Below are 15,177 nucleotides of genomic sequence, written 5' to 3'. Positions count from 1 at the left end.
CAATGTCCGAAAGCGCTGAAACCAACCCCGCGGCCCGCCGCACCGCTGTCGGTGCCCGCCGGCCGTTCCATCGCCGGCGCAAGGCCTGTCCGTTTTCCGGCCCGAACGCGCCGACGATCGATTACAAGGATGTGCGCCTGCTGTCGCGCTTCCTTTCCGAACGCGGCAAGATCGTCCCGAGCCGTATCACGGCGGTCTCCGGCAAGAAGCAGCGCGAGCTGGCGCGCGCCATCAAGCGCGCCCGTTTTCTCGCCCTACTCCCTTACGTGCTGAGCTGAGGAGGCGAGGATGGCACACATCGAACTCGTCCTGCTGCAACGGGTGGAAAAGCTCGGCCAGATGGGCGACGTGGTCAAAGTGCGGCCCGGCTATGCCCGCAATTTCCTGCTGCCGCAGAAAAAGGCGCTGCGCGCGACCAAGGACAATCTCGCCTATTTCGAGAGCCGACGCCTGGAGCTCGAAGCGCAAAATCTGAAGCGCCGCGAGGAGGCCGAGCGGGTTGCCGAGCGGGTTGCCGGGCTTTCGGTGGTGATCATCCGCCAAGCCGGCGATTCGGGCAGCCTCTATGGCTCGGTCTCGGCGCGTGACATCGCTGCGGCCTGCGGCGAGAGCGGGCTTTCCATCGATCGCTCGCAGGTCGTGCTCGAGCATCCGATCAAGACCCTTGGCCTCAAGCCGGTACGGGTTGCGCTGCATCCGGAAGTCGTGATCACGGTGACGGTGAACGTCGCGCGGAGCCCGGAGGAAGCCGAAAAGCAAATCCGCGGCGAGGCGATCGGCGCCGATGCCCGCGCCGAGGAGGATGCCGAGGCCGACCTCGCGATGGCGGAAGAAGCCGGCGAGACACCTGCCGCCTCGGCGGCCTGAGCGCGACCGGAGGCGAGCGGCCGCCGGGGGCATGACGCCGCGCTGGCACCCCGACCGCTTCGCCGACCGGCTCCCTTTCCTGCGCCGCCGCGCGAGGCTGGTTGCCGCGGTCCGGGCTTTTTTCCAGGCCCGCGGCTATTGGGAGGTCGAAACCCCCTATGCCGTGCCGGCGCCGGGCGAGGAGGTGCATCTTCGCGCGTTTGCGACCGAGCGCCTCTCTCCCGAGGGTAGGCGCGAGCGGCTTTATCTCCACACCAGCCCGGAATTCGCCATGAAGCGGCTGCTCGTTGCCGGCGCCGGGCCGATTTTCCAGATCAGCCGGGTATGGCGGAATGGCGAGGGCGGGGCGTTGCATGCGGCGGAATTTTCCCTTCTCGAGTGGTATCGCCCGGGCGCTTCCCTCGAGTCCCTGATCGCCGAGACGTATGCCTTGCTCCGTGCGGTGTTGCCGCCCGTCGTGCAGTGTCGGGGGGTCACGACGGATCTCGCCGATTACGAGCGGATCACCGTCGCCGAAGCCTTCGCCCGCCATATTGGCGCGGATCTGCTGGCTTGCGGGGAGGATGCGGCGGCGCTGGCGGCGGCGAGCGGCGAGCGGCTGCGGCCGGGCGAGTCCTGGGAGGATTTGTTTTTCCGCTTGCTGCTTGGCCGGATCGAGCCTCATCTCGGCCGGGCGCGGCCGAGTTTTCTGACCCATTGGCCGGCGGCGCAGGCGGCCTTGGCGCGCCGCGATCCGGCCGATCCGCGGGTTGCCGAGCGTTTCGAGCTGTTCGTCTGCGGCATCGAACTCGCCAACGCTTTTGTCGAACTCACTGACGCGACCGAGCAACGTGCGCGCTTCCTTGCCGACCGCGCCCGCCGCGCGGCGCTTTATGGCAGCGCCGAATGGCCGCTCGACGAGGATTTTCTCGCCGCCCTCGCGCATGGCATGCCGCCGGCGGCCGGTATCGCGCTCGGCCTCGATCGCCTGGCGATGATCGCCGCCGGCGCGAGTGACATCAATGACGTCCTCTGGCTATGAAGCCGGCGGTGCGCCTTACAAGACGAAAGTCGTTGGTAGTATCTCATTTTGAATTTCAGCCTTGAGTGGCTTTCTTTCATCTCGTTTCCAGATTATAATTACAAAAGAATGTTTCTGTGGCTTCCGCTTCATCTCCCCCATTAGCATAACGGCGGAATTCCGAGGGTAAAACTGTAACGCAGAGTGCAGCGTGAAGAAAAGGAGTTGTACTGCCATGGGCCGGGTGCTACGGCATCCTTCGCCTCCAGCGCCGGGGCACCATTGGTCGGATCAAGAACTCGAGGCGGAAATCCGCAGAGTCGAAGGCGCACTGCAAGCATGGATGGAGGCTCGCGACCTATGGTCCGATTGCGGCTTTCACGCATACCTCGACCATGTAGGCGGCGAGCCTTCCGTACCACCTGTCGTCACCATGTTCTGGTGCGAAGGTCCAATGTACACCGTGCTAAGCGGCGAAGACCCCGACGGCCTTGAGCCCGCATTTAGCGAATATCTTAGTGAACTCGGCTATAGCTACGGAAATTACGATGGCGTTACTATGAAGATTTATGCAGAGGATGCCGAGCTTGCCGAAGCTTTCGCATCATATTTCCACTGGCAGTGGGTTTGTAGCCTGATCAAGGAAGACACCGCCGATGTCTATCATGAACTCTACGAGCAGTTTGCCAAGCGGCCTGAGGATTTGCAGCGCCTCGCTTGGCGCGACTTCGAGACTCTCCTGTTTCGGATATTCCAGAACCAAGGATTCGAGGCGTTTCTTGGTCCCGGTCGCGGCGATGAGGGGGTCGATCTTCGGCTCGTCCAGCGCGCACCATTGGGCGACGTGCTCACGCTGGTCCAGGCAAAACGTTACGCACCCAAGCGAAAGGTTGGACAAACTGAGGTCGCGGCGCTGTACGGGGTCGGACGTCTTGAAAAAGCCAACAAAACCCTCTTCGTTACAACGTCCTCCTATGCACCAGTTTCACAGCGCTGGGCAGCGCGGACAAGCGGCTACCTCGAACTAGCGGCTGCAGAGGATGTTGCTCAGTGGTGCGCCAAGGCAAGCAAGGGAATCATCGCTGACAAGTGTTCTCTGATCGCACCATCATATGTCGCGCGTTTGATTTCTGACGTTGCCGGGCGCACTGATCCTCGGATCGTCCATGCCTCGGGTGGATGGAACATGACCGACAACTGGTTCGCGCTCGTGCTCAAAGAGACGAAACATGCAGCGCTGTTGATGGGGCTGCCGAAAGCGATACTTACCCATGACGGCTATGGGCAAAGAGGCACGCATATACCGAAACTCGATGCTGCGACGATCTCTTATTTCACCTTCGATAAGGTGTGGAGGGTCACGCGTGCGAAGGAGGGCGGCCGTGTTCGGTATTGGGATGGTTCACGGCTATATTACCCATGGAATGGCGTGCCCTGCCATTTCAATCTCAGCGACTAGTCGGGTTTGGTGAGCACAGCGAGCATCTCCGACGCGTGAAATAACTATGGAAACCCACTTCTTCGTCTAGTGGAATAGCCACTCTTTGACCGGATTAGGTCGAAGTGCTAAATCAAAAACGACATTTTTCCATGTTTTTGGTCTTTCCTAAAAAATCCTCTCCCCTCCCCCGCTCAATTCAGCGGCTGCGCGGCGACCGGCGGCGGCACTGCGGTGGATGACGGGCTGGTGTCTTGCAGCCAGTCATGGAGTGATTTCCGCACCTGGTATTCGAACTCGACATTCATGTTGTCCATCATCGCCTTGGTCATGTCGTAGAGGGTCTGGCGCAGCGCGGTGTCACCGCCTTCTTCCGGCACCGCGACGTTGCGCGCCACCGCGGCCTCGGCGAAGCCGCTCGACTGGCCGCCCGTGCCATTGCCGGTGATGGTCAGTTGCACCGCGAGATGGCCGTAGAGCCATGGGCCTTCGCGGCGGATGGAGGCGTCTTCCACCTTGAACACCGCCCGCCCGCTATTGCCGCTCGCGATCAGCCGGTCATGCGCCATCTGTTTGAGCGCATCCTCGGGCGGCTCGGGCGAGAGGCGGGCGACATCGGATTGATCGGACGGCACCCAGCTATCGTCGATTTCGACACTGGCGACATTGAGATGGAGCGGCGTCAGGTAGTTATAGCGCAGCAACGGGTAGCTTGGTTCCGACGCCGTGTGCGAGCACGCGGCGAGCAGCGAGAGCGGCGCGAGAAGGAGGGTGAGGCGGAGCAAATATCGCATGCGCGGGATCATCCTGCCGTCAGAATGGGGGGCGGAGACATGGCCCGAATCACAGACCGGCGGGGATGAACCGGGCAAGAGAAAATGGCCGAGCAAGCTGGCTCCGGTCAAGCCTCTCCGCCAGCCTGCTCAGCCGCGACCGGCAAATGCCGTCCCACGCATGCGCGGCGGGCGATATCGCTGGCTATCGCGTTCCTGCCGCACTCAGGGTTTCAGAACGCCGGCCCGAGACTGCCGTAGGGGACGACGATGTCGGCCGGATCGGCGAGGTTGAGCATGGCGCGGGCGCGCTCATCGATGACGTCGGCATCGAGATGCTCGGGGCGCAGGGCGGCGACCCGGCGCTGCCAGGTCGCGACCTCTGTCGCAACCTCTGCCCGCACTGCCTCGGCGCGGGCGAGATCTTGCTCTCGCGCGGCATAGGCGCGAAGACCGAGATCGCCGCGGGTGGCATTCCAGGCGAAATATCCGGCGAGGGTCAGGAACAGGAGCGGCGGCAGCGCGGCTTTCGCTTCGCGTTTCAGGGAGTGGCGCAAACGGATGAGTGAGAGAGACATACCGATAACCCGTGTCGTGTAACCCGTGTCGTGTAACCCGTGTCGTGGCGGGGGCGAGCGCTGAAGCTTGGTTTCCACCATAGCCGCGCGGATGACGGCAAGGAAGGGACCGAGGGTGATCTTCGCCGATAAGCCTTAACAAAAAGATACAAATCCGCCCGCTCCTCGCCATCATCCCTGGGCTAGATTTCCCACCGCTGGATGGCGCAATTTTGGAGTCCTGCGGCTGTCTGAGTGGGGGGCCGCGCTTTAATTCCCCAAGCCATCCCCGGGTGAGACGATAGTCACGCCGGGAACGAAGGAGACGATCGATGCCTCGCAAATTTTCCCCCCTTGCCGCGATCGGTTTCGGCGTGGCCGTTTTGATCGCAACACCGGTCGAGGCTGATTGGCACGGCGGCGGTGGCTGGCACGGCGGCGGCGGCGGCTGGCACGGCGGCTTCGGGGGCTATCATGGCGGCTTTGGCGGCTGGCATGGCGGCTACGGCGGCTGGCGCGGCGGCTGGGGCGGATGGCGCGGCGGCTGGGGCGGCTGGCGCGGCGGCTGGGGTGGTCCCTGGGGGCGGCCGTGGGGGTTCGGCGGCTTCGGCTGGGGCGGCTGGGCGCCTTGGTGGGGGCCGGGTCTGTTCGTCGGCGGGTTGGGGCTCGGCATCGGCCTCGGCGCCTTCATCGCGTCACCGCCGCCGATCATTTTTGCGCCGCCGATCTACGCCCCGGCTGTGGTGATGGCGCCGCCACCGGTGGTGTTCGGCCCGCCGTTATTCGCCCCGGCCCCAGTCGAATATAGCGCACCCACTTACGCCACGGCCCCGCCGGTCTACGCGCCCCCACCCAATTACACTTATCAGCCCACTTATCCGCCGCCGAATTATCCCCCCAATTATGGCTACCAGCAGAATTACGGCTATGCCCCGTCGTCGGGTTATGCGCCGGCGCAAGGCTACGCCCCACCGCAACAAGGCTATGCCCCACCACCGCCCCCGCCCGCCTATCCGCCGAACAATGGCTATGCGCCCCCGCCCGGCTATGCGCCTCAGCAAGGCTACACGCCACCGCCCGGATTCGGCCTGCCAGGAGACGATACCCAATAACCAACGTCGCCCGGCTTGCCATTTGGCCCGAAATGGCCCGAAATCGGCGCTTGGTCACACCCGCGCCGCGGGCGGAGATCACAGGAGGAGGAAACGCCAATGCCGCTTGACGTCCATGCCGCCAAGGTTCTGGAAATGATCCGCCTTTCCGGGCGCCCGCCTTATGAGACGCTGGCACCGGCGGAGGCGCGGCAATTCTCCCGCAATGCCCGCGCCGTGCTCGCCCCCGAGCCGCCGGAGATGGGCGCGGTGCGCGACATCAAAATCGGCGAAGGCGGCGCCATCCCGGCGCGCCTTTATCGCCCGCTCGGCAGCGCGCCAAACGCGACGCTCCCGGCCTTGATTTACTTCCATGGCGGCGGCTGGGTGATCGGTGATCTCGACACCCATGACGTGGTCTGCCGCCAAATCGCCAACGGTTCGGGGGGCGCGGTGGTTTCGGTCGATTACCGGCTCGCGCCCGAGCATAAATTTCCCGCCGCCGTCGAAGACGCCATCGCCGCCACCGCCTGGATCGCAGCCCACGGCGCGACACTCGGCATCGACACGGCGCGGCTTGCGGTCGGCGGCGACAGTGCCGGCGGCAATCTCGCGGCCGTGGTCGCGCTCGACGCTCGCGACCGCGATGGCCCAAAGCTCATCCAGCAGACGCTGATCTATCCCGCGACCGAATCCACCATGAGCCATCCTTCGCATGAGCGCTTCGCCGAAGGGTTGCTGCTCACCCGCCCGACGATGAAATGGTTTCTCGGCCATTATCTGCGCGGCGCCGAGGATCTCGCCGATTGGCGGGTCTCGCCGCTCCGCGCCACCTCGCTCGCCGATCTGCCGCCGGCCTTGGTGCTCACCGCCGGCTATGATCCGCTCTGCGACGAGGGCGAGGATTATGCCGCCCGCCTCGCCGCCGCCGGTGTTCCGGTCACCCGCGTGCGGGTCGAGGGCATGATCCACGGCTTTCTCACCATGGGCAAACTCATCCCGGCCGCGAACGAAGCGGTGGCGATGATCGCGGCCGCCCTCAAGATCGCGTTTGCCCGCTGACGGCGCCAGACTTTGGCGTTATAGAAGGCGATGAGAAAATCCGAGGGGAGGAGGAAAGCCATGTATACGCCCCGGTTGGCTTCGCTGTTGGGTGGGGCCGCGGCCGCAGCCTGGCTCACGCTCGCACCGCCAGCGCGTGCCGCCGATCCGGCGGCGGATTTTGCGCTTTCGGCGAACGACAATCACACCACCATCGTCAACGGCAAAATGCTCGGCATCCGCGATGCCAAGCCCGACACACTCTCGGTCATCGATCTTTCGGTGATGCCGCCGCGTCTTACCGCCTCGCTCGCGGTTCCGTTCAGCGACGTTGGCCCGCCGATGGCGGTCACGATCTCGGCCAATGCGCGCTTTGCGCTTGTCACCGCCTCGACCAAGGCCGATCCAACCAAGGCCGACGGCACATCACCCGACGACCGGCTCTCCGTCGTCGATCTCACATCCTCGCCGCCGCGCGTGGTCGAGACCCTTCATGCCGGCGCCGGCGCCTCGGCGGTGCGGATCTCGCCGGATGGACGCATGGCGCTGGTTGCCAACCGTTTCGAGGGCACCATTTCGATTTTCGCGATCGACGGCATGCATCTCGAGCCGGCGGGCAAATTCGCCCTCGACAACCCGAAATCCCAGCCGGTCGGGATCGTCTTTTCCCATGATGGCAGTTTCATTCTGGTAAGCCGCCTCGGCGATCACATGGTGAGCCTCGTGCATGTCGCCGGTGGCAAGCTCAGCCTCGATCCGCGCCCGATCACCACCGGCGTGTCGCCCGACACCATGGACACCAACGCCGCCGGCACCCTCGCCGCGGTCAGCAATGTCGGCCGCAGCGATGGCGACGTCGATACCGTGAGCCTGATCGATCTCACCGCCCAGCCGCCGCGCACCATCGACACGATCGGCGTGCCCAACGGGCCGGAGGCGGTGAAATTCTCGCCCGATGGCAAATACCTCGCGGTCAACGCCATCAACGGCACGCTGAAGCCGGCGGGAACTCCGTTTTTCAACCCGGGCGGCGTGCTTAGCCTCTATGCCGTCGAGAAAGCGCCGACGCGCGGCCTGACCAGCGCCGGCACGCGGCTCCGCAAACTCGCCGAGGCAAGCGATGGCGGCTGGACGCAGGGGGTCGCATTTTCGCGCGATGGGCGGCTGATCCTGGTCCAGAACATGCGCGAGCACGAAATACAGGTTTTCCGCTGGCACGGCGGCAAATTGATCCCCGGAGTGAAAATCCCCGTCCCCGGCGGGCCGGCGGCGATCGCCACGCCCTGGCCCTGACGCGCCGAGGGGCGGGAAGACCCTTCTTTTTCTGAAGAAAAAGAAGCAAAAAGACGTTGTTCCCAGGACAGCGCCGCCGGCGCTGTCCCTCAGATGAAAGTTTTTTGGTTCTTTTTTTCAAAAAAGAACGATCCTTCTTTTTCTGCCCTCCCCCGCCCTGTCCTTGCCGGGAAACCCGCCTTTGGCTATGCCAATCTCGGGCGGGCCGGCCGCCCGTGGGCGCAAGGAGCGGATAATGGGCTACAAAGTCGCGGTGGTTGGGGCAACGGGCGCGGTCGGGCGCGAAATGCTCAAAACCCTCGCCGAGCGCAAATTCCCCGTCGCCGACATCGCGGCACTCGCCTCCGGCCGCTCGGCGGGAAGCGAAGTTTCCTTCGGCGACCGCACGCTTCGTGTCCAAAGCCTGGAAAAATTCGATTTTTCCGGCTGGGACATCGGTTTATTCAGCCCTGGGGCTGCGGTCTCCGCCGAACACGCGCCGCGGGCTGCGGCCAGCGGCTGCGTCGTCATCGACAATACCAGCCATTTCCGCATGGAGCCGGACGTGCCGCTGGTGGTGCCCGAGGTCAACCCGCATCACCTCAAGAATTTCCGCAAACGCAACATCATCGCCAACCCCAATTGCAGCACCATCCAGATGGTGGTGGCGCTGAAGCCGCTGCACGATCGCTTCCGGGTCCGCCGCGTGGTGGTTTCGACCTATCAATCGGTCTCCGGCGCCGGCAAGGAGGCGATGGACGAACTCTACGCCCATACCCGCGCGGTTTTCGTCGCCGACTCCAGCAAGCCCGAGCAATTCACCAAGGAAATCGCCTTCAACTGCATCCCCCAGATCGACCGCTTCATGGAAGACGGCGCGACCAAGGAGGAGTGGAAAATGGTGGTCGAGACCCGCAAGATCCTCGACCCCGACATCCAGGTTTTCGCAACCTGCGTGCGTGTTCCGGTGTTCATCGGCCATGGCGAGGCGCTCGATGTCGAGTTCGACAATCCGGTCAGCGTGAACGAAGCGCGCGCTTTGCTCGCGCGGGCGCCGGGCGTCGAGCTTTACGACAAGCGTGAGGATGGTGGCTACACGACGCAGCTCGAATGCCAGGGCGAGGATGCGGTGTTCGTCAGCCGCCTGCGCCGCGATCCGACGCGGCCCAACAGCCTCGGCTTTTGGTGTGTCGCCGACAATCTCCGCAAGGGCGCGGCGCTGAACGCGGTGCAGATCGCCGAAACCCTGATCGCCGAAGGATTGCTGGCGAAATAAGCGCGCGCTGATTTCACCATTCATCGTCGCCGAGCGTCTCTCGCGCCTCGTTGAGCCGCCGTTCACGCGTGTCCCCGCGATCACTGTCCTTGATACGATACCCAGGATAGGTATAAGCTGGCGACCGTAATCAGCAGAGGGAAGGGTTGCCATGAGCGACCATCACGGCTCTGACCAAGGTTCGGCCCATGACACCGTCGGCGCCGCGACGATGGACCGGGAGATCGATCCGGTCTGTGGCATGACCGTCGACCCGGCGGCGGGAAAGCCCTATTTCGATCATCGCGGCCGACGCTATCATTTCTGCTGTCAGGGCTGCCGGACGAAATTCGCCGCCGATCCGGAGCGGTATCTGGCGCCCAAGGCCGAGGCCCCGGCCGCTCCCGCCCCGCCCGGCACCCTCTACACCTGCCCGATGCATCCCGAGGTGCAGCAAGACCATCCCGGCCCCTGCCCGCTCTGTGGCATGGCGCTGGAGCCGCTGGTGCCGACCCTGGAGACCGGCGAAAATGCCGAACTCGCCGCTATGCGCCGGCAGTTCTGGCTTGCGCTCGGGCTCGCGGTGCCGGTGGTTCTTCTCGCCATGGGTGGTCATCTGCCGGGCATCGGCGCGGCGCTCGCCCGGCGCCTCTCTCCGGCGGCCTCGAATTGGGCGCAGCTCGTGCTCGCGACGCCGATCGTGTTCTGGGCCGGATCGTTCGTCTTCGTCCGCGGCTGGCATTCGCTGGTCAATCGCAGCCTCAACATGTTCTCCCTGATCGCGCTCGGGACCGGGACCGCCTATCTCTACAGCGTGGCCGCGACCCTCGCGCCCGGCCTGTTCCCGGCTGGGTTTCGCGGCCCCGATGGGGTGGTCGCGACCTATTTCGAAGCCGCGGCGGCGATCATCGTTCTCGTGATCCTCGGCCAGATGCTGGAACTCGGGGCACGCGCGCAGACCAGTGGCGCCATTCGCGCCCTGCTCAAGCTCGCGCCGAAAACCGCGCGCCGCCTCGGCAAGGATGGCGGCGCCGACGAGGAGATCCCGCTCGACCAAGTTCTGCCTGGTGATCGGCTGCGGGTGCGCCCGGGCGAAGCGGTCCCGGTCGATGGCGTGGTGCTCGAGGGGCAAAGCCAGGTCGATGAAGCGATGGTGACCGGCGAGGCGATGCCGGTTCCCAAGGGGCCGGGCGCGGCACTGATCGGCGGCACCGTGAACGGCACCGGCGCGCTGATAATGCGGGCCGAGCGGGTCGGGGCGGAGACCGTGCTCGCGCGCATCGTCGCCCTGGTCGCCGAGGCGCAGCGCTCGCGCGCCCCGATCCAGCGCCTCGCCGATCTCGTCGCCGCCTGGTTCGTCCCGGCGGTGATCGCGGTCGCGCTGCTCTCATTCGTTCTTTGGGCGATGTTGGGGCCGGCGCCGGCGCTCGCTTATGGGCTGCTCGCCGCGGTTTCGGTGCTCATCATCGCCTGCCCCTGCGCGCTTGGCCTCGCAACCCCGATGTCGATCCAGGTCGGGGTGGGAAGAGGCGCCAGCCTCGGCGTTTTGGTCAAATCCGCCGAGGCGTTGGAGCAGATGGAGCGGGTCGATACCCTGGTCATCGACAAAACCGGCACGCTGACCGAAGGAAAGCCGCGGTTGATTCGGATCGTGCCGGCGGCGGGCTTCGCGGAGGCGGATATTCTCGCGCTCGCCGGAAGCCTCGAGCGCGCGAGCGAGCATCCACTCGCGGCGGCGATCCTGGCCGCGGCAAACGCACGGGGTGTGGCGCTCGCGGAGCCGGCGGAATTTACCGCGCTCGCCGGCAAGGGGGTGCGCGGTCGCATCGGTGCCCGGCGTGTTAGCCTCGGCAATGCCGCGCTCGTCACCGAGGACGGCGCCAAGCCTGATGCGCTCATCGCGGAAGCCGAGGCCGCGCGTGCCGCCGGCGCGAGTGTCGTGTTCGTTGCCGCTGACGGCACGCTCGCCGGGCTGCTCGCGATCGCCGATCCGATCAAGGACAATGCCGCGGCGACGCTGGCGGCGCTCCGCGCCGAAGGGGTGCGCATCGTCATGCTGACCGGCGATCACCGCGCGACCGCCGAGGCGGTGGCGCGTTCGCTCGGCATTACGGAAATCGAGGCCGAAACGCTGCCCGAGCGCAAATCCGACATCGTCCGCCGCTTGCGCGCCGAGGGCCGCGTCGTCGCCATGGCCGGAGACGGCATCAACGACGCGCCGGCGCTCGCCGCCGCCGATATCGGCATCGCCATGGGCAGCGGCACCGAGGTCGCGCTGATGAGCGCCGGAATAACCTTGGTGAAGGGCGATCTCAACGGTATCCTCCGCGCGCGGCGCCTCAGCCGGGCGGTGATGCGTAACATCCGCGAGAATCTGTTTTTCGCCTTCGTCTATAATGCGATCGGCGTGCCGGTGGCGGCGGGCTTTCTCTATCCGTGGTTCGGCGTTCTCCTGAGCCCGGTGATCGCGGCGCTCGCGATGTCGCTGAGTTCGGCGTCCGTGGTGATGAACGCGCTCCGGCTGCGGCGGGTGCGCCTGACGGCGGCGCGATCTTGATCTCTCCTTGCGGACGGATCATCGTCGGCCATCCGCTTACAGACGATGACGCGCAACGCCTTGAGAGATATTGGAACGCCGGTCTCTATCTCTGACTTGGCATGCTTTATTTGCAGAGCAACAACAAGATCCGCACGAGATCTTCGCGCGGACATACCCAGAGCGTGAAGGGGATGCTGCGACATGAGCGTGACACTCTATTTTCTTCGCCACGGCGAGACGCAATCGAGCCAGAGCGGCAGTTTTTGCGGCATGCTCGATCTCGATCTGACGCCGGAGGGCCATCAGATGGCGGCGGATTTCGCTGCCGCCTATCGCGAGCAGACGTGGGAGGCGGTCTATGGCAGCCCGCTCCGGCGCGCGCGCGATACCGCGCAGCCGCTATGCGACGCGCTCGGGCTTACCGTCGCGCGACGCGATGGTCTGATGGAAATTGCCTATGGCGCCTGGGAGGGGATGACGCAGGAAGACGTCAACCGCCAGTTCCACGACGATTACGTGCGTTGGCTCGCCGATCCTGGCTGGAACGCACCCAATGGCGGCGAGCGTGGCGTTGACGTCGCGCGCCGCGCCGACGCCGTGCTCGATGAGATTTTGCGCACTCATCACGCCGGCAATGTCTTGGTCGTCTCGCACAAGGCGACGATCCGGATCATGCTCTGTTCGCTGCTCGGCATCGATTTCGGCCGCTATCGCGATCGGATCGATGCGCCCGTCGCCTCACTCGCGGTGGTGGAGATGACCGATCGCGGGCCGCTGCTCCGCCGCCTCGCCGACCGCGCCCATCTCCGGGACGCGCTGCGGGCGCGGGCGGGGACGTGAGCGGCGCGGCTCGTTGACTGAGGCGATCGTTTCATATTTTTTCACGATTGCCGGGCATTCTGAGGGCCATGCCCAGCCCGCCGCTCGAACTTCTCGTTTCTCATCGGCCCGCGAATTTTCTCGAACGCGGGCTCGCTGTGCCGTTTACCGCGCCGGCGCTCGCCGGGGCGCGGGTGCGCCTTGGCGGGCGCGAGGCCGACGGGTTCGAGGTCATCTTGCCCAACCCCTCCGGCACCCGCGGCATATACATCATGCCCTGGTCGGCGGCGCGCGACGCGTTTCGGCCGAGCGTGCATGACCATCTGCTCGCGACCGCGCTCGGCGCGATGGCGGAATTCACCCCCGCCGCCCTTCGCCACGCCGCACAGGCCGTCGCCGCCGGCGGTGCCGCGGGGCGGGCGGCGCGGCGGGCCGCGGAAGCGGCGATGGCGGCCGGACGCAAGCAGGTGCTGCAAACCCACTTCCATGTCCTGCTTGGGCTGATCCGCGCGGCCGAGCCGCCCGGCGCCCATCCCCTGCCGCCCGAGCGCGAGGAACAAAGCAAGCTCGAGCACCGCGCCGGCGCCGCTGTTCTTCATTTCGCGCGGACCCTCAACACCACCACCGAAACGATCGCAGGCTGGATCGAGGCCCTGGCCACCTTATTCGCCCCAGTCGGCGCTGGCCCCAAGGCGGCGGAGGCGCTTTTGCCCCGCTTGCTCGCAGCCCTTACCCGGTTCGCCACGGATGTCGAGGCGCGCGGCCGCAGCGGCGGCGAGGCGTTCGCGTCGGCGCGTCTGCTGGCACGTCACGCCGCGACCACTGCCGATCACGCGCGCGCCGCGCTCACCGCCGCGGGCCAGCTTCTCGCCGATCCCCTCGCCCTGGCGCGAGCCTGGATCGCCGATCGCGCCGCCATCACCGCCACCATCACCCGTGCCGATTGGCTGCTCGATGGCTGGGCGCGGGTTCTGATGCTCTGGCAGAGCGCCGCCGGCGCCAGCATCGATCACGCTGTGCTCGATGACATCCTCCGCCTCGTGCCGCATCTGCCGACCGATGTCCTCGATGGGCAGGCGAGCGAGGAGGAGACTCTGCCCCCCGCGCCCCGCCGCCGCACCGCCGCGACGTTTCGCCCGATGGCGGGGGCTGGTGAGAACCTCGCGCGGAACGAAGCGTTGCGTGCCCTCTCGCTCACGGTGCTCGCGGCATGAGCGGCGGCGCCTCGACGATCGGGCCGGCCGAAATCAAGGCGTTGCGCCGCCTGCTCGTCGATGCCCGCGCCGATCAGATCACCCGCGTCGTCGCGATGATCGATTCGCTGCCCGAACGCGGCGAGGCCGACGATCTCCTGACCCCGTTTCGCGGCCGCCTCGCCGAAATCACCCCGCCGCGCCCGCTCAATTTCGCCCGCCTGCTGTTTATCCCGATCGATCCGCTCATCGTTCCCGGGGCGCGCTGGCGGCGGGGAACCCTCGGCGTGCCGCGCACCGTGCTCGCCCCGCTCGCGCGCCATGTCGAACGTGCCCTCGCCGAGGACGCGACGGCCATCAAGGGGATGATCGCCGGCCGCAATGTCACCGATCAAGCGGTGATCCGATCCGCCGGCGCCAGGCTCTGGCCGGCCGCCTCGCGGGTTCTGAGCAGCGCCTCCCCGCCGCCCGACTGGCAGGATACGACGGGCTTGCCGGATAGCGATCACGCCACCATCGCCGGCGCCATCGCCGTCGTCTTTGCCCAAGCGGTCGCCATTCAGGAATTGGTCGATGCTTGTGCCAGCGAGAACGCGCCAGACGACGTCGAAACGCCGCTTCGCGCTATTCTCATCCGCGCCGCCGAGCGCGGCGGCCAGACGCTCGCGGTGATGATCGCGCTTCTCATGCACCGCCTGCCAGGAATTTCGCGTCTCCCCGAACTCGCCCGCGAGATCGCCGACGTCCAAGAGAAAGACGGGCGCATGGCCGCCGAACGCGCGACCGAGTATACTCTGGAGAGTCTCGCAAACAGCTCCGCCATCGCGCTCGCCGCAAACGGTGCCGGCGGCGTCCGCCATGCCGCCGAGACCATCGCCCACGCGACCACCTTGTTGACCGGGCTCGCGGAGCAATCCACGGCCCGCCCCGAGCAGAAGGTTCGGATCGACGAACTGCGCCGCTCGATCGATCGCGCTTGCCGCGATTCCTTCGCCCTGCTGCTCGAACGCCATCTGCTCGTCTTGCTCGCCAGCCTCACTGATCCCGACGACGACACCATCACCGGGCTTGAAACCATCGCCCGTGATCTCCGCGCCTTCGAGCAGGCGAGCCGCCAAGCCGGCAGCGGTGAACTCTATGATCGCGTCCTGCGCGAAGCCGCCAAACGTATTGCCGCGATGTCCCTGCCGCGGATCGACCGTTTGCGGCTCGTCGAAATCATTACCAGTTCCGAAACCGCGCTCACCCTGCTCGGCAGCCGCCCGCGCTGACCCCGGCGACACCATGGCGGCGCCTCGCCTTGCTTTCGCCTCGCCCGGTGCTATAGCCCAA

14 protein-coding genes are annotated in these 15,177 nt (G+C 66.0%); 12 read left to right on the top strand and 2 right to left on the bottom strand.

From position 1 onward, the window contains the following. Positions 1-2 precede the first annotated feature (2 nt). The 4 genes from rpsR (at position 3) to DEF76_RS08890 (ending at position 3,326) form a co-directional block, all read left to right on the top strand. Positions 3-278 (top strand): 30S ribosomal protein S18, encoded by a 276-nt coding sequence (gene rpsR, locus DEF76_RS08905; protein WP_114912038.1) that lies wholly within the window; start codon positions 3-5, stop codon positions 276-278. Between the two features lie 10 nt (positions 279-288). After that, entirely contained in the window at positions 289-867 is a 579-nt protein-coding gene (rplI, locus tag DEF76_RS08900) for a 50S ribosomal protein L9 (protein WP_114912037.1), read from the top strand. Positions 868-898: 31 nt separating this feature from the next. After that, a complete protein-coding gene (gene epmA, locus DEF76_RS08895; protein ID WP_114912036.1) occupies positions 899-1,888 on the top strand; it encodes an EF-P lysine aminoacylase EpmA in 990 nt (329 codons plus the stop codon). 214 nt (positions 1,889-2,102) lie between these two features. Continuing rightward, the gene (locus DEF76_RS08890; RefSeq protein ID WP_114912035.1) at positions 2,103-3,326 is read left to right on the top strand and encodes a restriction endonuclease; all 1,224 of its coding nucleotides are present in this window, start codon (positions 2,103-2,105) and stop codon (positions 3,324-3,326) included. A gap of 173 nt (positions 3,327-3,499) precedes the next feature. Here the strand turns inward: DEF76_RS08890 and DEF76_RS08885 are convergent, their stop codons facing one another. Together DEF76_RS08885 and DEF76_RS08880 are read right to left on the bottom strand one after the other, a co-directional pair. Further along, positions 3,500-4,099 (bottom strand): hypothetical protein, encoded by a 600-nt coding sequence (locus tag DEF76_RS08885; RefSeq protein ID WP_162800571.1) that lies wholly within the window; start codon positions 4,097-4,099, stop codon positions 3,500-3,502. A gap of 212 nt (positions 4,100-4,311) precedes the next feature. Continuing rightward, positions 4,312-4,656, bottom strand: coding sequence for an FtsB family cell division protein (locus DEF76_RS08880; RefSeq protein ID WP_114912033.1), 345 nt, complete (start codon positions 4,654-4,656; stop codon positions 4,312-4,314). 311 nt (positions 4,657-4,967) lie between these two features. Here DEF76_RS08880 and DEF76_RS19310 point away from each other — a divergent pair, with 311 nt between their 5' ends. The 8 genes from DEF76_RS19310 to DEF76_RS08840 all read left to right on the top strand — a co-directional run bounded on the left by DEF76_RS19310 (position 4,968) and on the right by DEF76_RS08840 (position 15,116). After that, positions 4,968-5,747, top strand: coding sequence for a hypothetical protein (locus DEF76_RS19310; protein WP_162800401.1), 780 nt, complete (start codon positions 4,968-4,970; stop codon positions 5,745-5,747). A 135-nt stretch (positions 5,748-5,882) separates the two neighbouring features. Further along, positions 5,883-6,788 carry an alpha/beta hydrolase gene (locus tag DEF76_RS08870; RefSeq protein ID WP_408842837.1) on the top strand — a complete coding sequence of 302 codons (906 nt, stop codon included), beginning with the start codon at positions 5,883-5,885 and terminating at the stop codon, positions 6,786-6,788. A 60-nt stretch (positions 6,789-6,848) separates the two neighbouring features. Further along, positions 6,849-8,060: a beta-propeller fold lactonase family protein gene (locus tag DEF76_RS08865; RefSeq protein WP_162800570.1), complete on the top strand. Its 1,212-nt coding sequence runs from the start codon at positions 6,849-6,851 to the stop codon at positions 8,058-8,060. 235 nt (positions 8,061-8,295) lie between these two features. Further along, complete coding sequence (locus DEF76_RS08860) at positions 8,296-9,315, top strand: aspartate-semialdehyde dehydrogenase (protein ID WP_114912029.1); 1,020 nt, start codon at positions 8,296-8,298, stop codon at positions 9,313-9,315. Positions 9,316-9,466: 151 nt separating this feature from the next. Continuing rightward, positions 9,467-11,851: a heavy metal translocating P-type ATPase gene (locus DEF76_RS08855; protein ID WP_114912028.1), complete on the top strand. Its 2,385-nt coding sequence runs from the start codon at positions 9,467-9,469 to the stop codon at positions 11,849-11,851. Positions 11,852-12,034: 183 nt separating this feature from the next. Beyond that, the gene (locus DEF76_RS08850; RefSeq protein ID WP_114912027.1) at positions 12,035-12,673 is read left to right on the top strand and encodes a histidine phosphatase family protein; all 639 of its coding nucleotides are present in this window, start codon (positions 12,035-12,037) and stop codon (positions 12,671-12,673) included. Positions 12,674-12,741: 68 nt separating this feature from the next. Further along, entirely contained in the window at positions 12,742-13,866 is a 1,125-nt protein-coding gene (locus DEF76_RS08845) for a hypothetical protein (protein ID WP_114912026.1), read from the top strand. Further along, positions 13,863-15,116 (top strand): hypothetical protein, encoded by a 1,254-nt coding sequence (locus DEF76_RS08840; RefSeq protein ID WP_114912025.1) that lies wholly within the window; start codon positions 13,863-13,865, stop codon positions 15,114-15,116. Before DEF76_RS08845 ends, DEF76_RS08840 begins: the two co-directional genes overlap by 4 nt. Positions 15,117-15,177 lie beyond the last annotated feature (61 nt).

Source organism: Acidibrevibacterium fodinaquatile, assembly GCF_003352165.1.
Lineage (GTDB): Bacteria > Pseudomonadota > Alphaproteobacteria > Acetobacterales > Acetobacteraceae > Acidibrevibacterium > Acidibrevibacterium fodinaquatile.
This window is presented reverse-complemented; position numbering and strand designations above follow the sequence as displayed.